Source organism: Roseibium porphyridii (assembly GCF_026191725.2).
Taxonomy (GTDB): domain Bacteria; phylum Pseudomonadota; class Alphaproteobacteria; order Rhizobiales; family Stappiaceae; genus Roseibium; species Roseibium porphyridii.
Genome location: NZ_CP120863.1, coordinates 4,498,165 through 4,523,491, shown reverse-complemented (window position 1 = coordinate 4,523,491; position 25,327 = coordinate 4,498,165). Strand labels below are relative to the sequence as shown.

Genomic DNA, 25,327 nt, shown 5'->3' with positions numbered 1-25,327 from the left:
ACTTGCAGACGTCACAAAACTGCACCAAGATCCGTCTACACCAACTAACCCGGTCGACTCGTCGCCGGTTGTGGCGCCCTCGTAAGGACGAAATAGGGGAGTGCCTAGCCAAGGCATTGGGAAACGGTACCGGGAGGTGAGGGAGACGGCCTATGGGTCAGTTCCTGCACAACAACCAATCCAAAGGGCGAGGGTCCGATGAAAAGAACAATCCTGAGCGCTGCGGTGCTGTCACTTACGACCGCGCTGTCCACAGCGGCTTATGCCGAGTATTCACTTACGGTTTTGCATCTGAATGATTTGCACTCGCGCATCGAGTCCATCAACAAATACGATTCCACCTGCGACGCCGAATCCGAGACGGAAGGCAAGTGTTTCGGTGGTATCGCACGCATCAAATCGAAACTCGACGAACGCCGTGCCGCATTGGACAGCGAAGGCAAGAACGTTCTTGTCGTCGATGCCGGGGACCAGTTCCAAGGGTCGTTGTTCTATACGACCTACAAGGGCGAGGCTGCCGTTGAGTTTCTGAATGGCATGGACATCGATGTGATGGCAGTGGGCAACCACGAATTTGACGATGGTCCTGAAGCCCTCGCCAACTTCATTGACAAGGCCGAGTTTCCGATCCTGTCGGGCAACATCGATGTCAATGCCGACGCTGCACTCAAAGGAAAGGTTCCAGGCGTCCTGATCGTGGAGAAGGGCGGCGAGAAAGTCGGCATCGTTTCGGCACTTGCCGAAGATACTGTCGATACGTCGTCACCAGGCGCGGGTGTCCGTTTCATTCAGGCCGAAGATTACCTGAAGGGTGCTGTCGAGGGTCTTGAAGCAGCGGGCGTCAACAAGATCATTGCTGTCACCCATATGGGTCTGCCGCGCGACATGGAGATCGCAGCAGCCGTGCCGGGAATTGATCTCATCGTTGGCGGACACTCCCACACGCTTCTGTCGAACACTCAGGAAGGCGCTGCAGGTCCTTACCCCGTCATCGTTCAGAATCCGGACGGAAAAGACGTGCCGATTGTCCAGGCCTATGCTTATGGCAAATTCCTGGGTGAGATCGATCTGACCTGGGATGACGACGGCAATCTTATCAAGGCGGAAGGCGAACCGATCCTGCTGGATGCTTCTGTGGAGCCCGATGAGGCGTTCCTGGCCAGGGTTGCAGAATTTGCAGCACCGATTGAAGAACTGAAGGCCAAGGTGATTGGTGCGACCGATGCGCCGATTGACGGCGATCGTGGATCCTGCCGTTCCGGCGAGTGTCAGATGGGCAATCTGGTCGCCGATGCAATGCTCGATAGAGTGAAGGACCAGGGCGTTCAGATCGCCATCCAGAATGGTGGCGGACTTCGCGCGTCAATCGATGGTGGCGAAGTGACAATGGGCGAAGTTCTGACCGTTCTGCCGTTCCAGAACACACTTGCAACGTTCCAGTTGAAAGGCGCTGACGTCATTGCAGCGCTCGAGAATGGTGTGTCCCAAGTTGAAGACGGAAAGGGCCGTTTTCCGCAGGTTGCCGGCTTGAAATACTCCTGGACGCGCAAGAAGGCACCAGGTGAGGGCCGTATTCTTGTCGTGGAAGTCATGGAAGATGGTGCATGGGCACCGATTGACCCGGAAAAGGTCTATGGTGTTGTTTCCAATAACTATATGCGCGGCGGCGGCGATGGCTACAAGGTGTTCGCTGAAAACGGCATGAATGCTTACGACTACGGGCCTGGGCTTGAAGTCGTGGTTGCTGATTTCATTGCCGAACGCAATGGATACACGCCTTTCACCGATGGTCGTATCACCGAGCAATAAGGTTCGGGAAATCATGAATTGAGCGCGCCGGAAACGGCGCGCTTTTTCTTTGTGCTACTTAAAGCGCGCAGTGTTGCATTGCGGTCATTGCCCAAAATCCCAGGGAATTCTAGTATATTCGAGCGTTTCGACGGGATTTCGAGGCGGTTGGATCTGAACTAGAAATTTTATTGGTGAGCGTACTCCGCTGGTTTTTGGCAGGAGATGAGTTTTTGGCAGGCGTAAGACACACGAGTTGCGTAAAGTTCTGCGCGCCCGTTCTGGGAGCGCTTGTCTTCGCGATTTTTGTCTTGCTTACAACCGGTTTGGCGCGTGCACAAACTGCTACCGATGACGGCCAGACCCAGACTCAAACCCAGGCACCTGAAACGCTGGCCGCCCGTCAGCAAATGCTGCTTGAGGTCATGCTGGCGTCGCCAGACGATCTTGATACAGCCTTTGAATATGCAATGGTTTCCTCGCTGCTCGGCGACTATGAGGCCGCCATTTCCACGCTCGAGCGCATGCTGATCTATGCACCGGGTTTGCCGCGGGTCCAGCTTGAGCTTGGGGTGCTGTATTTTCGGCTGGGTTCAAGGGAAACGGCGAAATTCTACTTTCAGGAAGCGATAAATTCGCCAAATGTTCCAGCTGAGGTGGAAGCCCGGGTCCAGGCCTACCTGACGACCATCTCAGATCAGGAAGACCCGGCCGATTTCCGGGCGGCGGTCGTCACCGGCGTTCGCTACCAGACGAATGCCAATGCAGCGCCAGGCAGCCGCCGTGTGGACCTGAACGGTGGAACTTTCCTTCTTGACGACACAGCAACAGGCCAGGCGGACACCAACGCCTTCCTGGCTGGGCGTGTTCAAGGATCATATGACCTTGGATTGCAGGGAGATCTTCTGGAGGCGGATCTGATTTTCTACAGCGCCCGTTACGCTGATATCGTTCGCCTCGACACAGCACTGGCGGAACTGACCCTTGGACCATCCATCAATCTGGAGCGGATCGATTGGGACAACAGCAGGCTGAGCCTGTATGCGGTCGCGGCGGGCGTTCGGCTGAACCATGCCAATTACAACGGCGCATTGGGTTTCGGCGCTCGCATTGTATCCGAAGTCACGCCGACGATGCTTTTGGATGCCAAGGCCGAATGGCGGCGCAGATGGTACAATGACACGGCTGAGTTTCCGACGGTTTCAGATAGGAATGGCTCCTTCTGGCGCCTGGCAGCAACCTTGTCCCGCAAGATGTCACCGGCGGTCACAGTGAGGGCGCTGTTGCTGGCTGATTTCGAAGAGACCAAACAGGAATGGACACAAAGCTGGGAGTTGGGCGGGGGTATCGGCGCGACTGTTCAGTTCGCTTCGCCGATCGAAAAGCTGCGCCAACCCTGGTCCTTGGACCTTGAGGCAGGGTACATCTATCGGTCGTACGAGGGGCCAGATCCGTTGGTTGACCCGGTCTTGGCCCAGGAAGATCAGGAAGGCTGGCTCAGGGCAGGCCTGTCCGTTCCCCTTCGCAATGATTTTGCCATCGGTTTTACCGGTGAATTCCGCCGCCAGCATTCCAACTATGATCTTGCAACCTACTCCAACACGTCCGCGTTGATATCGCTGACGAAGACCTTCTAGAGACACCCATGGTCACACCCTTGAAGCATAAAGCAAAATCCATCGCTGATCGCCTGCCTTGTCTGGCAATGGCGCTGCTTGCTGTTGGAGTTGGAATCTCGTGTGCACAGGCAACTGAGGTCGGAGTTGCTGCCGCTGTCAATTCAGATGCCTTCGGCACACCACCGGGCGGTGCGCGCAGCACCAAGGTTCTGGGCGACAACGTCATCTACAATGAAAGGATCGAAACAAGTGGATCCGGGCTTGTTCAGGTTCTGCTGGTCGATGGGTCGACATTCACGGTTGGCGCCAATTCCAACCTTGTGATTGACGAATTTGTCTATGACCCGAATGCGGGGACCGGAAAGCTGGTATCTTCATTCGGCAAGGGTGTGGCGCGTTTTGTCGGCGGCAAGCTCAGCAAGAAGCGCGGTGGCGTGACGGTAAAGACACCCGTTGGTACGATTGGCATCCGCGGCGGTATCGCCAATATCAATCTGGCCAGCAATCCGCCGGTCTTTTCTCTGCTTTTTGGCAAGGATCTCACTTTCACGTCTCCGAGTGGACAAAGATCTCGCATCCACCAGGCGGGTTACTCCATGGAGATCGGTTCCGGCGGGTCCACGCGGATCCGGCGCAGCACACAATCCGATCTTGGAAACGTGCAAACGGCATTGACCAACAGTCGTCAGCGTGGCGGCACCAGAAACTCGCCAACTGATGGTCAAATCGTCCAGTCTGGCCTATCCCGCGTGATTTCCGGTCTTCAGAATGTAACCACAACACCCAGATCAAAACCGACTTCGGCGACCGGAAATGGAATAGAGCAAACTGTGAATGGATTGATCCAGACACAGATCCTGTCGCAGTCGCAGAACACCCAAAGCATCGAACAGGAAGAAAGCACCGTTACTACCGACCGCGCGCGGATCCTGCGCGCTGGCAATAAGTTCGGCAGTACAGCAGCGCTCAATCTTGCTCCCGGCACGCTTGGAGTTGTCGGTGGGACAAGTGGTTTCGATGAGGTGGTCATCTTTACACAGGACCCAGATACCAGCGGAAATTCCTATAGGCTCTGGAGCGGAACCGCAGACGGAACGTCCATTTATGTCTTTGATCCTGACACCAGTGTGAATGAGTTCTACACGCAATCGGTCAACTCAAATGGCGACGTTATCGAGAACTTCAGCACCAGCAATATTCCGGACGCACCGTCCCTTTCGGGCACGATTGTTCAAAATGCGCGTGGACAGCGCATTACTGGAGACGGTTTCGGCTTTTTTGCCCATTTCGTGGCAACCGAAGCCGGTTCGGATCCAACGTTTAATTATGGCGGGACAGACTATTTCTACGGTCTTTATGGGTCAGCGACCGACTTTGACAACTTCAACGGTTCCGACGCAGAAAAACTCCGAACCTATACACTTCACGGAGACATTCTGACTGCCTTTCAGTTGTCTTCGGAAGATAATTTCGGAAACATTCAGGCAGCGACGTCTCAAGCTCTGTTTCTCAATCCCTCCATTGCGGAAGATCTGGGAACAAGCTTCCTGAGTTCGGTGAAAAGCAGTGGTCTGAAGGTGTTGGAAGGCTCATCAGACACGCTTGAAGGTGCTAGGTATCTGGCTGCGTCTATGTATGTTTCCAGCGGAACCACTGCTCAAAAGTCTTTCGTCTCCCTAAGTCTCGGCGATATTGAAAACGAAGGCGGTACTTTGGTGCTGGGTGGTGAGCGCCGTGGTGGCCACCGAACCGATGCGGAAAACAGCGCCGGACTTTATGGCGGCTCGATAGAGAGCATAGAAGGGGGCACTGGCGGAACAATCTTCGGAAGCAACGCCGATTATTTGGTGCTCGGCCCCGGAAACCTGGAAGAGGATGGGACCTACACTGACGGCTATGTCCAGGTGCCCACCGGCATTCAGTCGACTGATCAATTGAGCGCCACGATGCATGTTGCCGAGTTGTCGAGCGAAGTGGATGTATCCACGCTGGACAGAACCAGCAAGACACTAACGGGATACGCGGCCGGCGTTCTTGAATCCAACGTCAACTATTCCGCAGGGGTCGACCCCGTCATATATGCCAGCAACTCACTGGGCGACTTCGAGATCAGCTTCGACAGTCAAAATGGCTCGCTCTATGCCACGCTGAAGGTAAAGGACGTCGCCAATCTGGATGACGAGGTCGACCGGTATCAATTCGCTTTTGGTGAGCAATCGGGTTCTGGTCAATCTGTCTACGTCGATGCGGATACGTTCGCGGCGATTGAAACCTCCGGCGGATCTGACAACACAATCCTGACCGACTCTGAGGTGTTCGTATCGCCAAAATCCGGAACGACACCAAACAATTACCTGATCTCAAACACCCTGGTTAATGGGGCGGATAATGCCCTGTTTGTCGACAAAACCAAATGCACCTGTGACTTTCTCGAATGGGGGTACTGGGGCAGCAAGATGGAAGCAGACGATACCAATCTTGCCGGTGGTGAAAGGTTCGACACATTTCATATGGGCACATGGGTTGCAGGTGATGTAACCAATTCCATCGACCTTCCGACCAGCGGAAGCGCAACATATGTGGGGCATGCTGTGGGGAGTGTTGCGGACGGCACGAGACAATACCTTGCTGCGGGTGATTTCAACATGTCGCTGGATTTCACCTATCGCACCGGAACCGCGACAATCAGCAACTTCGACAGCAGAACCATGAGTGCCACACTGTCGGAGACCAGTGTCACCAGCGGAAACCTGTTCGAAGGCACGCTTTCCGGGACCGGCGGCCTGTCTGGCGATATCAATACGTCTCTTGTAAGAGGACCCAATTCCAACCATCAGGGCGTCATTGGTGACTTTCATGCCACCCAGGGAAACTGGTCGGCAGCAGGCATTGTTGCAGGGGAGAAGCAATAGCGTCAGTGTGCTGTTTGCAGTCGTTGATCTTCCGATTAAAAGTGTATGTTTTACAGAGGCTTGATTTGAAAATCACTTATCCCCAAAAGGCATGCCCGAAGGTGGCAAAAAACTTTGCCGTGGTGCTGGACAAGGTTTGAACGAGCCTCTATAAGGACCGGGCTTTCGACGAACGGGGTCCTGCTCCGATCAGTTAGTAAGGCGCGCCCAGATAGCTCAGTTGGTAGAGCAGCGGATTGAAAATCCGCGTGTCGGTGGTTCGATTCCGCCTCTGGGCACCACTCCCTTCTTTCCCAAGAATGTGAAATCCTTCCGATGTTCTAAAAATTTGAACGTCTGAGGCGGCGCATCCGTATCTTCGTTTCGGGCAACGAAAAACGCCCCTCCCAAATTGGGAGGGGCGTCGTTGCATTGCCGGCCTCTTCTTCTTGTTGTTGTCCTACGCGAACAGGTCATCCCGGATCTGAAGGTCGCTCAACTGGTCGTCCAGGATCATGAAATCCGAAATAACACCGTCAAAATGGTTGTTGGCCCAACCTATTTCGCCCGCTGGGCTGCCCCAGCCATTGGAGCCGACCATCAGATATTCCTTGTTACCGAGCCAGTCGGACTGGAAGTCTTCGTTACTCGCCACCTCAACACCATCAACAAACAGAAACGCTCCGTCATCGCCAAATGTGAAGGCAAAGTCGTGGTCTTTTCCGGCCTCGACAACATCCTTGGCTTTCAGCCAGATCTCACTGTTCTCATTTTGGAAGCGGACTTTGACATCACCTCCATCCGTTACCCAGGCGGTCAGATGACCGCCGGTGCCATTGCCCTTGGCATCCTTGGAAAAGAGAGCATCCCAACCTGATATGGTGTTCGAGTTGAACGAAAAGGCAATGGTTCCTTCTTCGAGCTCCATGTTCTTGTTGTGCGAAACCGCAATCTGCCCCTCTCTGCTTCCGTCAAGAGCAATGTCTCCCGCGATTGCAAAGACAGGGCTCATGCCTTGGGGGAGGGGCAGGTCGGCCTTGCCTGGGAGGTTGTCGGGTGGAGCGATCGGTCCTTTATCGGTGCCCATCTCGATCGGCTTGAGGGCTTCATCGAGATCTTCGATGGACCTGACGATGCCATAGGCGGGTTTGGCCGTTGTGGAGATGTCGGCCTTTGTGACGAGATCACCGAAGACCTTGATGGTGCCCAGATCGTCATTGTTGTGCGCACCGCCGCCATTGCCCTGGTCTGAATAGACGCTGATCAGGGAATGATCGACCACACCGTCCCCATCGCTGTCGCCATAGGTGATGGAGCGGATCTTTGTGGTGTGGCCTTCAAGGACGATCCTGTCACCTTCCGCCTTTGAGAAGTCGGCAATGACTTCATCGCCCAGCATATCGACCCAGTGGTCATGGATGTTGGCGTTTTCTCCTGCAACCCCGTGCCAGCGGATGGAACCGTCATCTTGTGTGTGCTCCTCGATGAAGCGCTTCTTGGCGTTGATGAGGGTCTGGAAGTAGAAGACGTCTGCTCCGGTTCCGCCGATCATGAGATCGTCCGCCGGGATCGGCTGGTCAGGATAGAGCTTGCCGTTGGTGAGTTCCTTGTACGGATCGCCTTCATCCCTGTCCGGGTCTTCCGCAACCGGGCCCTCGCGTCCGTCGGAGCGGGAGATCAGAAGGTCGTTGCCGGCCCCGCCATTGAGAATGTCCTCACCGTGGCCGCCATCCAGAACATCATTGCCGTCGCCGCCCTTGCCGTTGACGATGTCATTGCCAAGACCGGCGTCGATTGCGTCTGCGTCCTCGGTTCCCTCCAGCGTCTCTCCGGCATCGGTTCCGGTTTGTGCGGCAGCTGCAGCTGTCATCTCACCGTGATGGTTGAAGCCATAGGCCATGGCGAGGGCCTTGGCCTCGTCGGAACCGTGATGGAGCTGCTGGAAGGCGGGCATCAGGTCGTCCTGTGCCAGGGCTGCCAGTGCATCTGCTTCAAACGCGGCATCGACTTCACCGGCCAGGGCCGCCATGTCGGAGCCTGCGATCTGTTCGTTGAAGACCATGACATTTGCGATGGTGCCCTTGAACTGCTGGTGAGCCGTCTGGGCATCATCCTTGCGCCAGGCACCTGACGCGCCGACCAGGAAGGCGCGTTCGTTCATGTCCATGCCCTGCTTGAACTCCGGCTCTGCTGCCCACAGCTTGCCGTTGACATAGACGTTGAGGCCATCTTCGCCGAAGGAAACGGCCAGGTGATAGTCCTTGTTGGCCGACAGCTGGAGGTCCGGGACCTTCAGGTATTCTGTCTTGTCATCGGACTGCTGACGGACAACCAGACGTCCGTTCTGGATCCAGACGGTGAGGTGTCCGCCATCGTCATAGCCGTTGCCGTCCTTGGAAAAGAGCGCCTTGGAACCGGAGACGGTCTCTGCATTGAACGTGAGTGCTATCGTGCCCGCCGCAAGGCTCAGACTGTCCGGATTGCCTGCATCAAGATAATCGCCCTTCTCACCGGAGAAGCTGTTGTCTCCTGCGATTGCAAAGACGGGGTTCATGCCTTGGGGGAGGGGCAGGTCGGCTTTGCCTGGGAGGTTGTCGGGTGGAGCGATCGGTCCTTTATCGGTGCCCATCTCGATCGGCTTGAGGGCTTCATCGAGATCTTCGATGGACCTGACGATGCCATAGGCGGGTTTGGCCGTTGTGGAGATGTCGGCCTTTGTGACGAGATCACCGAAGACCTTGATGGTGCCCAGATCGTCATTGTTGTGCGCACCGCCGCCATTGCCCTGGTCTGAATAGACGCTGATCAGGGAATGATCGACCACACCGTCCCCATCGCTGTCGCCATAGGTGATGGAGCGGATCTTTGTGGTGTGGCCTTCAAGGACGATCCTGTCACCTTCCGCCTTTGAGAAGTCGGCAATGACTTCATCGCCCAGCATATCGACCCAGTGGTCATGGATGTTGGCGTTTTCTCCTGCAACCCCGTGCCAGCGGATGGAACCGTCATCTTGTGTGTGCTCCTCGATGAAGCGCTTCTTGGCGTTGATGAGGGTCTGGAAGTAGAAGACGTCTGCTCCGGTTCCGCCGATCATGAGATCGTCCGCCGGGATCGGCTGGTCAGGATAGAGCTTGCCGTTGGTGAGTTCCTTGTACGGATCGCCTTCATCCCTGTCCGGGTCTTCCGCAACCGGGCCCTCGCGTCCGTCGGAGCGGGAGATCAGAAGGTCGTTGCCGGCCCCGCCATTGAGAATGTCCTCACCGTGGCCGCCATCCAGAACATCATTGCCGTCGCCGCCATTGAGCTCGTCATTGCCGTATCCGCCCTGGAGGATGTCGTTGCCGCCCTTGCCGTTGACGATGTCATTGCCAAGACCGGCGTCGATTGCGTCTGCGTCCTCGGTTCCCTCCAGCGTCTCTCCGGCATCGGTTCCGGTTTGTGCGGCAGCTGCAGCTGTCATCTCACCGTGATGGTTGAAGCCATAGGCCATGGCGAGGGCCTTGGCCTCGTCGGAACCGTGATGGAGCTGCTGGAAGGCGGGCATCAGGTCGTCCTGTGCCAGGGCTGCCAGTGCATCTGCTTCAAACGCGGCATCGACTTCACCGGCCAGGGCCGCCATGTCGGAGCCTGCGATCTGTTCGTTGAAGACCATGACATTTGCGATGGTGCCCTTGAACTGCTGGTGAGCCGTCTGGGCATCATCCTTGCGCCAGGCACCTGACGCGCCGACCAGGAAGGCGCGTTCGTTCATGTCCATGCCCTGCTTGAACTCCGGCTCTGCTGCCCACAGCTTGCCGTTGACATAGACGTTGAGGCCATCTTCGCCGAAGGAAACGGCCAGGTGATAGTCCTTGTTGGCCGACAGCTGGAGGTCCGGGACCTTCAGGTATTCTGTCTTGTCATCGGACTGCTGACGGACAACCAGACGTCCGTTCTGGATCCAGACGGTGAGGTGTCCGCCATCGTCATAGCCGTTGCCGTCCTTGGAAAAGAGCGCCTTGGAACCGGAGACGGTCTCTGCATTGAACGTGAGTGCTATCGTGCCCGCCGCAAGGCTCAGACTGTCCGGATTGCCTGCATCAAGATAATCGCCCTTCTCACCGGAGAAGCTGTTGTCTCCTGCGATTGCAAAGACGGGGTTCATGCCTTGGGGGAGGGGCAGGTCGGCTTTGCCTGGGAGGTTGTCGGGTGGAGCGATCGGTCCTTTATCGGTGCCCATCTCGATCGGCTTGAGGGCTTCATCGAGATCTTCGATGGACCTGACGATGCCATAGGCGGGTTTGGCCGTTGTGGAGATGTCGGCCTTTGTGACGAGATCACCGAAGACCTTGATGGTGCCCAGATCGTCATTGTTGTGCGCACCGCCGCCATTGCCCTGGTCTGAATAGACGCTGATCAGGGAATGATCGACCACACCGTCCCCATCGCTGTCGCCATAGGTGATGGAGCGGATCTTTGTGGTGTGGCCTTCAAGGACGATCCTGTCACCTTCCGCCTTTGAGAAGTCGGCAATGACTTCATCGCCCAGCATATCGACCCAGTGGTCATGGATGTTGGCGTTTTCTCCTGCAACCCCGTGCCAGCGGATGGAACCGTCATCTTGTGTGTGCTCCTCGATGAAGCGCTTCTTGGCGTTGATGAGGGTCTGGAAGTAGAAGACGTCTGCTCCGGTTCCGCCGATCATGAGATCGTCCGCCGGGATCGGCTGGTCAGGATAGAGCTTGCCGTTGGTGAGTTCCTTGTACGGATCGCCTTCATCCCTGTCCGGGTCTTCCGCAACCGGGCCCTCGCGTCCGTCGGAGCGGGAGATCAGAAGGTCGTTGCCGGCCCCGCCATTGAGAATGTCCTCACCGTGGCCGCCATCCAGAACATCATTGCCGTCGCCGCCATTGAGCTCGTCATTGCCGTATCCGCCCTGGAGGATGTCGTTGCCGCCCTTGCCGTTGACGATGTCATTGCCAAGACCGGCGTCGATTGCGTCTGCGTCCTCGGTTCCCTCCAGCGTCTCTCCGGCATCGGTTCCGGTTTGTGCGGCAGCTGCAGCTGTCATCTCACCGTGATGGTTGAAGCCATAGGCCATGGCGAGGGCCTTGGCCTCGTCGGAACCGTGATGGAGCTGCTGGAAGGCGGGCATCAGGTCGTCCTGTGCCAGGGCTGCCAGTGCATCTGCTTCAAACGCGGCATCGACTTCACCGGCCAGGGCCGCCATGTCGGAGCCTGCGATCTGTTCGTTGAAGACCATGACATTTGCGATGGTGCCCTTGAACTGCTGGTGAGCCGTCTGGGCATCATCCTTGCGCCAGGCACCTGACGCGCCGACCAGGAAGGCGCGTTCGTTCATGTCCATGCCCTGCTTGAACTCCGGCTCTGCTGCCCACAGCTTGCCGTTGACATAGACGTTGAGGCCATCTTCGCCGAAGGAAACGGCCAGGTGATAGTCCTTGTTGGCCGACAGCTGGAGGTCCGGGACCTTCAGGTATTCTGTCTTGTCATCGGACTGCTGACGGACAACCAGACGTCCGTTCTGGATCCAGACGGTGAGGTGTCCGCCATCGTCATAGCCGTTGCCGTCCTTGGAAAAGAGCGCCTTGGAACCGGAGACGGTCTCTGCATTGAACGTGAGTGCTATCGTGCCCGCCGCAAGGCTCAGACTGTCCGGATTGCCCGCATCAAGATAATCGCCCTTCTCACCGGAAAAAGTTCTGCTTTCTGACACTTCAAAGACTGGGGAACCGATATTGGAAACTGTGTTTGCGTGCACTAACCTGCCCTCCTGTTAGGCAAAACAAATCTGTTCGCCGACCGGACGGTCGGCGTTGAAATTCCTTGTGTCTAAGCGATTAAATTCAGCGGATTATTTTTATGGCTTTAATGTATTCGGGCTAATTGGGCGAAAAATGCGGTGAAATAAGGCAAAATATTTACAATAATTAGAAAATAATTAGATCAAAGTAACTTAAGTAATGATCGTATTTGCATAATTTTTGATAATGCGTTGTAAATAATGCGAAATTAAGATTGAGGATCGATATTTAATTGCGCTGATTAAGCTGATTTAGAAAGCGGAAGTACTTTGAAACAGGGTGGTGCTGTTGTATTTTGAATAAATCTTTTTTTGTAGAATTTTTGTTTTGAGCTTAGCTTTCGCGAACCAAAAATGGTTGTGTTCCGGTTGTGATGTCGGGGTGTTTTGGGCCACCAGTATTAAGGGATGTGCGAGGCGCTTCTGAACCAGAAGTAGGTTGCCGATTTGGTATGTCGGGCGACTGCTGCAGATCAACGATTCAGATCAAACAGCGCCGGAGTTCTCAGGGATACCTTTCTTGCCCGGTTACAGCCCGTAAAACCTCTCGGGCGACGATTTGGGCAGCTGGTGTCAAAACCTGGCCTTTTCGCATCAAGAATGAGTAGGTCTGAACGGACAGCGATACGCTGCATTCCAATATCGTCACCGTGCCAGGGGAGCCATCCGGCCGGGCGGCAAAGCTGTTTGCCACGGATCTCGCAACAGGAGCCACAGCGTTGGTCTGTTGCACGGTCGCCAGAGTGAACAGGAATGAGGATGTGGTCAGGACACGAGACGGCAAAGCCAGGCCTTTGTCGCGCAGCGCCTGTTCGGCAGTCGCTCTGATCGGCGAGCCGACCGGTGGGAGAACCCAGTCAAAACCAAGAAACGCCTCAAGCTCCAAGGGGAACTGACTGCGGGTGAGGGGATGCTCAATACGACCGACCATGAGAGCCGGCTCGCGCAGCAGAGGTTTTTCCTCAAAGAGCGAAGGGTCCAGCTCTGAAGGTACACGGCTGAACGAAAAGTCCAGCCGACCATCTTCAAGCATCGGTGCAAGCGTGTTGCTGGGCCCGACCTCAACAGAAATGGAAATGTCGGGGTAACTGAGGCGTATGTGGCGCAGAGCCGGCAGAACATATTCAATTGCAGGCCCTGTGACCGAACCGATTGTCACATGGCCGCTCTGACCCGATTTGTGCTCGTCGATATCTCGACCAGCATCCGCGAATTCCTGAAGAATGCGGACACAGCGTTCCGCGAGTTTGCGGCCAACATCGGTCAACTCGATTCCGCGCCCCGAACGCACATAGATCTCTGCTTCGGCAATCCGTTCAACCTCGGCAATGAGACGAGAGGCGGCCGGTTGTGTCATGCCGAGTGCAATGGCGGCATCTGTAAGGCGCGACTGATTGGACAGCTCTGAGAGCAGGCGCAAATGAGACATTTTCAGACCGCGCCGCAACAGATCCAGTGTCATTCGAAAGATCACTCCGATATATATCAATTTAGGTATGAAAGAATAACGAATAATAATTTGACGGTCATGTGATTTTTCTCACATCTACAAAGCCGGTCATTCGTTCTGGGGACCGAAACAGAGTGCGGTCGGCTGGCGTCCGACCCGGGAGGAGAAAGATGCATTTCATTTCAAAGGCACTGGTCGCTGCAGCAGCTGCCGCTACCGTGATGTCCAGCGTCGCGCTGGCGCAGGACAAAGGGTCCATAGGCATCGCAATGCCGACCAAGTCTTCGGCGCGATGGATTTCGGACGGAAATTCGATGGTCGAACAATTCACGAAGGCAGGCTATTCCGCTGATCTGCAATATGCTGAGGACGATATTCCGAACCAGTTGGCACAGATCGAAAATATGATCACCAAAGGTGTGGACGTGCTGGTGATTGCGGCGATCGACGGGACGACCCTGTCCAATGCCCTGGAAAATGCAGCTGCGACCGGTATCAAGGTTATCGCCTATGACCGCCTGATCCGCGACAGCGGTGATGTCGACTACTACGCAACATTCGACAACTTCAAGGTCGGCGTGCAGCAAGCGACGTCTCTTGTCGGCGGGCTGAAAGACCGCTTCGGCGATGGCCCCTACAATGTTGAACTCTTCGGCGGGTCACCGGACGACAACAATGCTTATTTCTTTTACGACGGCGCCATGTCCGTGCTGCAGCCACTGATCGATGACGGAACGGTTGTTATCCAGTCCGGCCAGATGGGCATGGACACGGTCGGAACCCTGCGTTGGGACGGTGCTGTCGCACAGGCCCGCATGGACAACTTGTTGTCCGCCCACTACACGGACAAAACCCTGCATGGCGCACTGAGCCCTTATGACGGCTTGTCGATTGGTATTCTGTCGTCGCTGAAAGGTGTCGGCTACGGTTCCGGCGATCAGCAAATGCCAATCGTGACCGGACAGGATGCCGAAGTGCCTTCTGTGAAGTCCATTCTGGCAGGTGAGCAATACTCAACCGTTTTCAAGGACACCCGCGAACTTGCACGCGTGACAGTGGGCATGGTGGATGCACTGCTTGATGGCGGCGAGCCGGAAATCAACGACACCAAAACCTACGACAACGGTGTCAAGGTGGTGCCGTCCTATCTCCTGGAACCGGTCGCGGTCGATGCGGGCAATTGGGAAGATGTGCTGATCGGCAGCGGTTACTACACCGAAGACCAGATCAAATAATCACCTGAGGATACAGCAACCAAGTCGCCCGCGAGCTTGTGTTCGCGGGCGGGTTTGCCACGTAATTTGGAGACCGGAGGCGATGGCACTCCTTTCCATGCAAAATATCAGCAAGGCCTTTCCAGGTGTGAAGGCGCTTGACCAGGTCAGTCTCGACGTTCAGGCCGGTGAGATTCACGCTATCGTCGGGGAAAATGGTGCGGGCAAATCGACCCTGATGAAGGTTCTCTCAGGTGTATATCCCTATGGTCAATATGACGGTGAGATCGTTTATAGCGGTCAGCCTGCCCGGTTCGGAGGGATCTCCGATAGTGAAAAACAAGGCATCATCATCATCCACCAGGAACTGGCTCTGGTGCCGGAGCTTTCCATCGCAGAAAACATCTTTCTCGGAAACGAATGCGCCTCCAGAGGCGTAATCGACTGGCGCCGGACAAACAGACGTACTGAGGAACTGCTCAAAAAAGTCGGTCTGAGCGAAGCCCCCACGACCAGGGTCGACAATATCGGTGTCGGCAAGCAGCAACTGGTCGAGATTGCCAAGGCGCTATCCAAGGATGTGAAGCTGCTCATTCTGGATGAGCCAACTGCGGCACTTCAGGAAAATGACAGTCGCAAACTGCTCGATCTGATGCTCGAGCTGAAGGCTCAGGGTGTGACGAGCATTATCATTTCGCACAAGCTCAATGAAGTTCGATATGTCGCTGACAGCGTCACGGTCATCCGGGATGGCCAGACGGTCTCAAATCTGGATGCAGCGGCGGGCCTCAGCGAGGACGAGATCGTTCGGGACATGGTTGGGCGGGACATGACACATCGGTTTCCGGATCACGACCGGACGCCCGGACAACGCCTTTTCGAAGTCAAGAACTGGAACGTCTGGCATCCCGAACATGCCGAACGACAGATTATCAAGAACGCTTCGTTCAATGTTCGGGCCGGCGAAGTGGTCGGGATTGCCGGCCTGATGGGCTCTGGTCGCACAGAGCTTGCCATGTCGATATTCGGCCGGTCCTATGGCCGCAATATTTCAGGATCTGTCGAGTTACATGGCAACGAGATTGACGTCAGTTCGGTCGACCGTGCCATTGCAGCGGGTGTCTCTTATGTCACGGAAGATCGAAAAGCGTTGGGTCTTGTGCTGGATGAAACGATCCGTTTCAACACAACGCTTGCTAATCTGAAGGGCGTGTCCACCGGATCCATCCTGAAGCGCAACGAGGAAACCGGCGTTGCTGAAAAGTACCGCGAAGTTCTGGCGATCCGTACACCGTCTGTCTTTCAAAAAACGGTCAATTTGTCAGGGGGCAATCAGCAGAAGGTGGTTCTGGCGAAGTGGCTATTCACTTCGCCTGAAGTTCTGATCCTTGATGAACCGACACGAGGCATAGACGTCGGTGCAAAATACGAGATCTACACGATCATCAACGACCTCGCCGCGGACGGGAAGGGCGTGATCATGATCTCGTCTGAAATGCCTGAACTGCTCGGAATGTGCGATCGAATTTACGTCATGAATGAAGGGGCTCTGGTGGGCGAACTTAACGCCGGCCAGGCAAGCCAGGAGCGAATCATGTCGCTCATTGTCAACGAATAGCGAGCAATACCTATGGATCTGGCAAAGAACGATAGCCAATCGAAAACGACGGTGGAAACCAAGGGCATCGGCGAATACCTGTCTTCTCATCTCAGACAATATGGTCTGCTGTTCGCGCTGATTGCCGTGATGGTGTTCTTTCAGATCGTTACGGACGGCACATTGCTGCGCGCAGTGAACATCACCAACCTGCTGCTGCAGAATTCCTATATCATCATTATGGCGCTCGGCATGCTGGTCGTGATCGTGTCCGGCAATATCGATCTTTCGGTGGGGTCTGTCATGGGGTTCATCGGCGCTCTTGCTGCCGTGATGATCGTCAACTTTGAGCAGCCCATTTTCCTTACCATTCTCACGTGTCTTGTCGCTGGCGGTCTCATTGGTGCGGCTCAGGGCTACTGGGTTGCCTATTGGAAGATCCCGTCCTTTATCGTCACACTTGCAGGAATGCTGGTTTTTCGGGGACTGTCGCTCTGGCTTTTGCAGGGGCAGTCGGTCGGACCGTTTCCCAAGGAATTCCAGATCATCGCAACCGGGTTTGTCCCTGACATCTTTCCGGCCGCACTTGGTCAGGGGTTGGCTGATCTCTTCGGGGCCCGGCAGGTCAATGTACTGGCACTCACCACCGGACTTGTCGCTGCAGCTCTCGTCGTTTGGCTTGGTCTGCGGCAACGAGCACAGAACAAGATTTATGGCATTGAAGATGAGCCCAAGAGTTTCTTCATTGCGCGGAATGTGATTGTCGCGGCGGCGCTCATTTTCGTGATGTATAAACTGTCCCTGTTCCGGGGGCTGCCCAACGTCTTGATCACGATGGGTGTTTTGACGATCATCTACGCCTTCATCACAGAAACCACCACTGTGGGCCGGCGTATCTATGCGCTCGGAGGCAATCAGAAAGCTGCCAAACTGTCCGGTATCAAGACCGAACGGCTTACCTTTCTGGCCTTTACCAACATGGGTGTGCTGGCGGCAGCTGCAGGTTTGGTATTTGCCGCGCGGCTCAACACGGCAACACCCAAGGCAGGTTTTGCGCTGGAACTGGATGTGATTGCAGCTGTCTTTATCGGCGGTGCATCGATGTCAGGCGGCGTCGGCACCATTGTCGGCGCAGTGGTCGGCGCTTTTCTGATGGGTGTACTCAATAACGGCATGTCGATCATGGGGATCGGGATTGATTATCAGCAGATGATCAAGGGTCTCGTGCTGCTCGCTGCCGTCATCTTCGATGTCTACAACAAAAACAAGCAGGGATAGGTGATGCTGATTTCGCAAATTAGGGACGATTCAGGTGAACTTGCTGTTGTCGTCCGAAACGGCAGCGAAGCCTCGATCCTGAAAGGCGTGTCTTCAAGTTACGATCTGGTGAAAGAGGCAATTGGCCGTGAGCAGAGCCTGACTGCGTGCATCAGGTCACATGAACTGGGTCCTGCTGTCGACCTTGAAAAGCTTGCCGAAGAAAACCGGTTGCTGCTGCCGATCCATCATCCGGACGCTGCGCACATGCATCTGACCGGCACGGGTTTGACGCATCTTGGCTCTGCCTCAACCCGGGATGCCATGCACAACAAGGCGAAAGAGGATCCCGACACCCTTACAGATTCCATGAAAATGTTTCACATGGGACTGGAAGCTGGACGGCCAGCGCCTGGCAATGTGGGTGTTCAACCCGAGTGGTTCTACAAGGGCAATGGCAGTGCAGCTGTCGCACCGGGGGACGATCTGATCAGCCCCGGCTTCAGCGAGGATGGAGGTGAGGAACCGGAAATCGCCGGCATTTATGTCATTGCAGATGACGGCACGCCTTACCGGGTCGGTTTTGCGCTTGCGAACGAATTCTCCGACCACGTCATGGAGCGGCAAAACTACCTTTATCTGGCGCACTCCAAACTGCGGCCCGCGTCCTTCGGCCCGGAGTTGCTGGTCGGACCTTTGCCGGAAACTGTTCAGGGGACGAGCAGGATTTTGCGCAATGGCAGTGTCCTTTGGGAAAAGCCGTTCTTGTCAGGCGAGGCGAACATGTCTCACACATTGGCCAATCTGGAACATCATCACTTCAAATACGAGCTGTTTTGTCAGCCTGGTGATGTTCATGTGCACATGTTCGGCACGGCAACGCTTTCATTTGCCGATGGTGTTTCATGCAAGGAAGGCGACGAGGTTGAGATTTCAGCGCCGGGCTTTGGCGTTCCACTCAAAAACCGTCTTGCCTTTCGCGCAGATGAAAATGCGGCCACACTCGTGAAAGTTCTCTAGTCAATGGTTTTCCAACCCGCAAAGTGGCCGCGCAAACTGCGTTCGGCCGAATGGTTCGGTGGCACGAGCCGCGATCATATCTATCACCGCAGCTGGATGAAAAATCAGGGCCTGCCTGATGACCTGTTCGATGGTCGTCCGGTGATTGGCATCTGCAATACCTGGTCGCAATTGACACCCTGCAACGCGCATTTGCGGGACCTGGCAGAACGGGTCAAACACGGGATCTACGAAGCAGGTGGGTTTCCCGTCGAATTTCCTGTCTTTTCGACAGGCGAAAGCACGTTGAGGCCAACGGCCATGATGTTTCGCAATCTGGCCAGTATGGACGTTGAAGAGGCTATCCGTGGTGCGCCCCTGGACGGGGTTGTCCTGCTTGTGGGATGCGACAAGACTACGCCGTCACTGATGATGGGGGCAGCGTCCGTTGATTTGCCCGCCATTGTTGTCACTGGTGGCCCCATGCTGAACGGCTGGTTCCAGGGAGAACGCGTCGGATCCGGAACGCATTTGTGGAAGTTTTCAGAAGCGGTCAAAGCCGGTGAGATGACTTCGGAAGAGTTTCTGGAGGCGGAAACGGCCATGAGCCGGTCACCTGGAACATGCAACACCATGGGAACGGCATCGTCCATGGCCTCCATGGCTGAAGCCCTTGGTATGGCATTGTCCGGGAATGCTGCGATCCCTGCAGTTGACAGTCGCCGCCGGGTGATGGCGCATTTGTCCGGGCGCAGGATCGTGCAAATGGTCAAAGATGACCTGAAACCGTCAGACATTCTGACGCGTGAAGCATTTGAAAACGCCATCCGTACAAATGGCGCAATAGGCGGATCAACCAACGCTGTGATCCACCTGCTTGCCATTGCAGGGCGTGTCGGGCTGGATTTGTCGCTGGAGGACTGGGACCGCTTCGGCAAGGACATTCCGACAATCGTCAACCTGATGCCGTCCGGCAAATACCTGATGGAAGAGTTTTTCTATGCAGGCGGTCTACCCGTCGTCCTCAAGCGTCTTGGGGACGCGGACCTGCTCAACAAGGATGCGATCACAGTTGCCGGCGAGCCGATTTGGACCCAGGTGAAAAACGCCCGAAACTGGAATGAAGACGTCATCCTGCCAGTTGACCGCGCCCTTACATCGCAAGGCGGCATTGCCGTTCTGAAAGGCAACTTGGCCCCAAGCGGAGCGGTCCTGAAACCTTCCGCAGCATCTCCGCACCTGATGCAGCACAGAGGCAGGGCCGTGGTGTTTGAAGATATCGATGACTACAGGGCAAAGATAAACGACGAAGCTCTCGACATCGATGAAACCTGCATCATGGTTCTCAAGAACTGTGGTCCGAAGGGATATCCCGGCATGTCCGAGGTTGGCAATATGGGGCTCCCACCCAAGGTTTTGAAAAAAGGGATCACGGATATGGTGCGCATATCCGATGCTCGTATGTCCGGGACAGCATATGGAACCGTCGTGTTGCACACATCGCCCGAGGCTGCCGCCGGAGGCCCGCTTGCCGTCGTGCGCTCGGGAGATATGATCGAACTGGATGTTCCAAACCGCCGATTGCATCTGGACATATCCGAGGTTGAGCTAGTAGACAGGTTGGCCGCTTGGACACCGTCGCATCATGTTCCGGAAAGTGGCTACGCTCGCCTGTTTCATGACCATGTCGAAGGGGCTGATACAGGCGCTGACTTTGATTTTCTGAAAGGGTGCCGCGGTTCTGCGGTGCCGAAGGACTCCCACTAATGGCAGAAAAACTGGCGCTGGTTGGCATAGGCAAGATTGCTCGGGATCAGCACATTCCGTCAATTGAAAGCAACCCGGACTGGTCGCTGCAGGCCGCGGTCAGCAGGCATGCCTCGATTGACGGCCTAGATCACTATGAAGCTCTTGACGAGCTTCTTGATAGCAGGCCCGACATCACCACGATCTCCCTGGCCATTCCACCTCAGCCCCGTTTTGAATATGCGGCTCAGGCGCTGAAGGCAGGCAAGAACGTGATGCTGGAAAAGCCGCCGGGGCAAAGCCTTGCAGAGTGCTATACGCTTGAGAACCTGGCAAAGGAACATGGTGTTTCGATTTTCGCGACATGGCACTCACGCTACGCCGATTGCGTGCCTGACCTGAAATCATGGCTGTCCAGCCGCGTCATCCGAAAACTGCTGATCACCTGGAAAGAAGATGTCCGTCGCTGGCATCCCGGTCAGGAGTGGATCTGGGAGCCAGGTGGCATGGGTGTCTTTGATCCGGGCATCAATGCTCTGTCGATCCTGACTGAAATTATGCCGTATCCGGTTCACTTGTCCGAGGCCACGCTTGAGTTTCCGGAAAACAGGTCGACACCGATCGCAGCGGATCTGACCTTCGTTGACCCCACGGGTGCGGACATGAGCGCCGTTTTTGACTGGAGAGAAGACGGACCGCAGAATTGGGATATCGATGTGGAAACCGATCAGGGCCGTGCAAGGCTTTCAGAAGGCGGTGCGAAGCTTGAAATTGACGGTACCCTGGTGAAACAAGGTGCAGACCACGAATATGCCAATCTTTATGCCCGCATGGCAGAGCTGGTCAAACACGGTAAAAGCGACATGGATCTTTCGCCTATGATCCATGTCTGCGACGCGTTCTCATTGGGCCGCAGGCTCACCACCGACGCCTTTCATTATTGATCAGTTACAAAACCAAAAGGTTTGACATGACTTTTATGCCCCACGGAAAGCAACTCGTTGCAGGTCAATGGGTTGCGAGCGACGCCTCGTTCCAGTCGCAGCCTGCGCAGGGAACACCTCACAGCTATTCCACTGGATCGGCTGCACAGGTGGATGCCGCCTGCCGCGCGGCCGAGGAAGCTTTCTGGAGTTTCGGATACTCTTCGCGTGAGGACCGGGCCAGGTTCCTGAATGCAATTGCAGATGAAATCGAGGCGCGGGCTGAAGCCATCACCGAGATCGGGACATCCGAGACAGGGCTCCCCGAAGCACGCCTTAATGGAGAGCGTGGCCGCACAACGGGTCAGCTTCGCCTGTTCGCCGCGCATATTCTCAAAGGTGACTACCTGGACCGGCACCACGACGAAGCACTTCCTGATCGTCAACCATTGCCGCGTCCAGATCTTAAACTGGTGCAAAGACCGATCGGGCCGATCGCGGTTTTCGGAGCATCCAATTTTCCTCTGGCCTTTTCGACTGCGGGTGGTGACACGGCGTCTGCTTTCGCAGCAGGTTGTCCCGTTGTGGTCAGGGGGCATCCGGCGCATCCTGGAACGGGCGAAATTGTCGCTGAAGCGATTTCTGCTGCCGTCAAATCCTGCGACCTGCATCCTGGCGTGTTTTCCTTTATCCAGGGCGATGGTTACGAAGTCGGGCAGGCGTTGGTGCAGCATCCGTTGATCTGTGCCGTCGGATTTACAGGTTCCTTGCGGGGCGGTCGCGCATTGTTTGATCTTTGTGCTCAGCGCCCGGTTCCAATCCCGTTCTTCGGCGAACTTGGATCCGTCAATCCGATGTTCCTGCTGCCCGCGGCGCTTTCGGGCAAAGGCGAGGCCATTGCAAAGGGCTGGGCTGGGTCCTTGACGATGGGGGCTGGTCAATTCTGCACCAATCCGGGTCTTGTCATCCTTGTTGACGGTCCCGACGCAGATGCATTTGCCCAAGCTGCGACAGCGGCTCTCAAAGAGGTTGGCAAGCAGACCATGTTGACCGATGGTATTGCAGCTGCCTTCCGGTCAGGCAGTCAGCTTGTTGCCGATACCACAGGCATCCGGGAGCTGATCGGCACCAGCTGTGATACCCGCGAAGCCTCTCCCTATCTCTTTGAAACGACAGGCGAAGCCTGGTTGGAAAACGAACAGCTCGGCGAAGAGGTATTTGGCCCGCTTGGCATTATCGTGCGCGTGAAAGACGAAGCGCAGATGATTGAGATTGCCAAGAGCCTTGATGGCCAGTTGACCTGCACGCTGCATTTGGAAGAGGGCGACACCGCGCTTGCTCGCACCTTGATGCCAGTCCTAGAGCGCAAGGCGGGCCGCGTCCTGGCAAACGGATTTCCGACAGGTGTTGAGGTCGCTGATGCCATGGTTCATGGCGGTCCTTATCCGGCATCGACGAATTTCGGCGCAACCTCGGTCGGTACGCTGGCAATTCGCAGGTTCCTGCGGCCGGTTTGCTATCAGAACCTTCCCGATGCGCTGATGCCGGAAAGCTGATCCGAAACGTCGAATTTGAAAAAAACGCCCGAGACACATGCTCGGGCGTTTTTCATTTGAGACGCTTGTAGCATTTAGCCGTCGAGTTTGACCCAGGCGGCATTGCGTGATGACGACTTTACGCAGGCATCTATAAAACGAACGCCGGCCAGGCCGTCTTCCACATTCGGCACGAGTGAGGAGAGATCTTCCCCGCGTTGATGCGCACGGATGACATCCGCCGCGTCCTTATAAAGGTTGGCAAAGCCTTCCAGATAGCCCTCAGGGTGTCCTGGTGGAATACGGGTTGAAGGCCCGATACTTTCCGACATGCCTGCACCGCCACGGGTGATAATCCGTTTCGGTTCGCCAAATGGTGTCAGGTAAAGATAGTTCGGGTTTTCCTGATGCCACTCCAGGCCGCCTTTGTCGCCATAAACGCGGATCTTGAGATTGTTCTCATTTCCCGGAGCGACCTGCGAACACCACAGCATGCCTCGAGCGCCGCTCGCGTAGCGAAGCATGACGTGGCCATTGTCGTCCACCTGGCGTCCCGGTACGAAGGATTGGAGATCGGCGGCGAGGCTTTCAGCCAGCTGACCGGTGATGAAGCTTGCCAGATTGTAGGCATGTGTTCCGATGTCGCCGGTCGAGCCGCCCAGCCCGGTCCGTGCCGGATCGGTTCTCCACTCGGCCTGCTTGTTGTCTTGTTCGATCGTAAGCCAGTCTTGAGGGTATTCGACCTGGATGACGCGAATTGTGCCAAGCTCGCCACTTTGAACGAGTTCACGCGCCTGACGGACCATAGGATAGCCGGTATAGTTGTGCGTCAGGAAAAACAGGGCACTCGAGCTCTCCGCTGCCTTGACCAGTTTCTTGGCGTCGGCAAGCGTAGACGTGAGCGGCTTGTCACAGATGACATGAATGCCGCGTTTCAAAAACTCCCTGGCGGCCGGATAATGCACATGGTTGGGCGTCACAATCGCGACGGCCTCGATGCCGTCCTTCAGTCGTGCTTCCCGTTTGGCCATATCGGCAAAGGATGCATAGGTCCTATCTTTTTTCAGACCGAGAGCCTGTCCGGATTCAAGCGCTTTTTCCGGGGTTGAGGAAAGGGCACCGGCAACCAGCTCATAGGCACCGTCGATCCTGGAGGCAATCCGGTGGACTGCTCCGATAAAGGCGTCTTTGCCACCTCCCACCATGCCGAGGCGGATCGGGCGTGTTTGCGCGGTGTCTGTTCCTTCAATGGCCATCCTGGTCCTCCAGTTTGTTCTACAAGCACCTGATCAGGCGCTTCATAAATCGATTGAATACTCTTTACAAAGAAACGCCGCCGGGAGGAAGCGCGCCGACGCCATCACGGAGAAGATCATTGAATTCGCCATAAATGACTGGTCCGGTAAGACGGCGTGCGGCAATGCATTGCGTGTTCTGACTAACCTATTCCAAGCATTTTTCGGTTGGCCGCGTCATCGGTGCCTCCGTCGGCGAAATCGTCGAAAGCCTTTTCGGTGACGCGGATAATGTGGTCCTTGACGAATTGCGCGCCTTCCCGTGCACCGTCTTCGGGGTGTTTCAGGCAGCATTCCCATTCGACAACGGCCCAGCCGTCAAAGTCATTTGCGGCCATCTTGGAAAAGACTGCACCGAAATCGACTTGACCGTCACCGAGAGAGCGGAACCGACCCGCACGATCGACCCATGGCTGATAACCGCTATAAACACCTTGCCGTCCGGTTGGGTTGAACTCGGCGTCCTTTACATGGAACATGCCGATCCTGTCCTTGTAGATGTCGATGTTGTCCAGGTAGTCGAGGCATTGCAGCACGTAATGCGACGGGTCGTAGAGCATTTTGCATCGGTTATGATTGCTCACCCGTTCAAGGAACATTTCGAACGTGATACCGTCATGCAGGTCTTCACCCGGGTGAATTTCATAGCAAACGTCGACACCCATATCTTCGGCATAGTCGAGAATGGGACGCCACCGTTTTGCAAGCTCGTCGAAAGCTGTTTCAACCAGACCGGCAGGGCGCTGTGGCCAGGGGTAGAGATAGGGCCATGCCAGCGCGCCGGAGAAGGTTGCGTGTGCCGAAATGCCGAGATTGTGGCTGGCGGTGAGGGCCATTTTTACCTGATCGACAGCCCAGGCCTGCCTGGCGGCTGGATTGCCGCGCACATGGGCAGCGGCGAAACCGTCAAAGGCATCGTCATAGGCAGGATGTACGGCAACCAGTTGGCCTTGAAGATGGGTCGAGAGTTCCGTGATCTCAACTCCGTTGTCCTTCGCTGTTCCAGCAAATTCTTCGCAATAGGTCTTTGAACTAGCTGCCCTTTCCAGATCGATAAGGCGTCCGTCCCAACTCGGGACCTGTACACCGAGATAGCCGCAATCCGCAGCCCATTTCGTGATTGAATCCCAGGAATTGAATGGTGCTTCGTCCCCGGCAAACTGGGCTAGAAACAGTGCTGGACCCTTGATGGTTTTCATTTTCGCTTCTC

14 protein-coding genes and 1 tRNA gene are annotated in these 25,327 nt (G+C 55.7%); 11 read left to right on the top strand and 4 right to left on the bottom strand.

The annotated features are described in order from the left end of the window. The first annotated feature begins 198 nt into the window (after positions 1-198). The 4 genes from K1718_RS20865 (at position 199) to K1718_RS20850 (ending at position 6,600) form a co-directional block, all read left to right on the top strand. Positions 199-1,809 carry a bifunctional metallophosphatase/5'-nucleotidase gene (locus K1718_RS20865; protein ID WP_152502781.1) on the top strand — a complete coding sequence of 537 codons (1,611 nt, stop codon included), beginning with the start codon at positions 199-201 and terminating at the stop codon, positions 1,807-1,809. 173 nt (positions 1,810-1,982) lie between these two features. After that, entirely contained in the window at positions 1,983-3,425 is a 1,443-nt protein-coding gene (locus tag K1718_RS20860) for a hypothetical protein (protein ID WP_265680972.1), read from the top strand. A gap of 8 nt (positions 3,426-3,433) precedes the next feature. Continuing rightward, a complete protein-coding gene (locus tag K1718_RS20855; RefSeq protein WP_265680973.1) occupies positions 3,434-6,319 on the top strand; it encodes a FecR domain-containing protein in 2,886 nt (961 codons plus the stop codon). Positions 6,320-6,524: 205 nt separating this feature from the next. Then, positions 6,525-6,600: transfer RNA gene (locus K1718_RS20850), tRNA-Phe, on the top strand. A gap of 158 nt (positions 6,601-6,758) precedes the next feature. Here the strand turns inward: K1718_RS20850 and K1718_RS20845 are convergent. Then, entirely contained in the window at positions 6,759-12,059 is a 5,301-nt protein-coding gene (locus tag K1718_RS20845) for a LamG-like jellyroll fold domain-containing protein (protein ID WP_274706374.1), read from the bottom strand. Between the two features lie 547 nt (positions 12,060-12,606). Then, positions 12,607-13,563, bottom strand: a complete 957-nt coding sequence (locus tag K1718_RS20840) for a LysR substrate-binding domain-containing protein (RefSeq protein ID WP_152502778.1) — start codon at positions 13,561-13,563, stop codon at positions 12,607-12,609. 158 nt (positions 13,564-13,721) lie between these two features. Between K1718_RS20840 and chvE the strand changes: the two genes are divergently transcribed. The 7 genes from chvE to K1718_RS20805 all read left to right on the top strand — a co-directional run bounded on the left by chvE (position 13,722) and on the right by K1718_RS20805 (position 22,843). Further along, positions 13,722-14,786: a multiple monosaccharide ABC transporter substrate-binding protein gene (gene chvE / locus K1718_RS20835; protein ID WP_265680974.1), complete on the top strand. Its 1,065-nt coding sequence runs from the start codon at positions 13,722-13,724 to the stop codon at positions 14,784-14,786. Positions 14,787-14,868: 82 nt separating this feature from the next. After that, complete coding sequence (gene mmsA, locus K1718_RS20830; protein WP_265680975.1) at positions 14,869-16,383, top strand: multiple monosaccharide ABC transporter ATP-binding protein; 1,515 nt, start codon at positions 14,869-14,871, stop codon at positions 16,381-16,383. A 12-nt stretch (positions 16,384-16,395) separates the two neighbouring features. Further along, a complete protein-coding gene (gene mmsB / locus K1718_RS20825; RefSeq protein WP_152502775.1) occupies positions 16,396-17,640 on the top strand; it encodes a multiple monosaccharide ABC transporter permease in 1,245 nt (414 codons plus the stop codon). 3 nt (positions 17,641-17,643) lie between these two features. After that, positions 17,644-18,639, top strand: a complete 996-nt coding sequence (gene araD1 / locus K1718_RS20820; protein ID WP_265680976.1) for an AraD1 family protein — start codon at positions 17,644-17,646, stop codon at positions 18,637-18,639. 3 nt (positions 18,640-18,642) lie between these two features. Then, complete coding sequence (gene araD / locus K1718_RS20815; RefSeq protein ID WP_265680977.1) at positions 18,643-20,385, top strand: L-arabinonate dehydratase; 1,743 nt, start codon at positions 18,643-18,645, stop codon at positions 20,383-20,385. Continuing rightward, positions 20,385-21,308: a Gfo/Idh/MocA family protein gene (locus K1718_RS20810; protein ID WP_265680978.1), complete on the top strand. Its 924-nt coding sequence runs from the start codon at positions 20,385-20,387 to the stop codon at positions 21,306-21,308. Before araD ends, K1718_RS20810 begins: the two co-directional genes overlap by 1 nt. Before the next feature lie 26 nt (positions 21,309-21,334). Then, positions 21,335-22,843 carry an aldehyde dehydrogenase (NADP(+)) gene (locus K1718_RS20805; protein ID WP_152502771.1) on the top strand — a complete coding sequence of 503 codons (1,509 nt, stop codon included), beginning with the start codon at positions 21,335-21,337 and terminating at the stop codon, positions 22,841-22,843. A gap of 74 nt (positions 22,844-22,917) precedes the next feature. On the opposite strand, the gene K1718_RS20800 is transcribed toward K1718_RS20805, so the two are convergent. Both K1718_RS20800 and K1718_RS20795 read right to left on the bottom strand, forming a co-directional pair. Next, complete coding sequence (locus K1718_RS20800; protein ID WP_152502770.1) at positions 22,918-24,078, bottom strand: Gfo/Idh/MocA family protein; 1,161 nt, start codon at positions 24,076-24,078, stop codon at positions 22,918-22,920. A gap of 182 nt (positions 24,079-24,260) precedes the next feature. After that, positions 24,261-25,316 carry a sugar phosphate isomerase/epimerase family protein gene (locus tag K1718_RS20795; RefSeq protein WP_152502769.1) on the bottom strand — a complete coding sequence of 352 codons (1,056 nt, stop codon included), beginning with the start codon at positions 25,314-25,316 and terminating at the stop codon, positions 24,261-24,263. Positions 25,317-25,327: the final 11 nt, after the last annotated feature.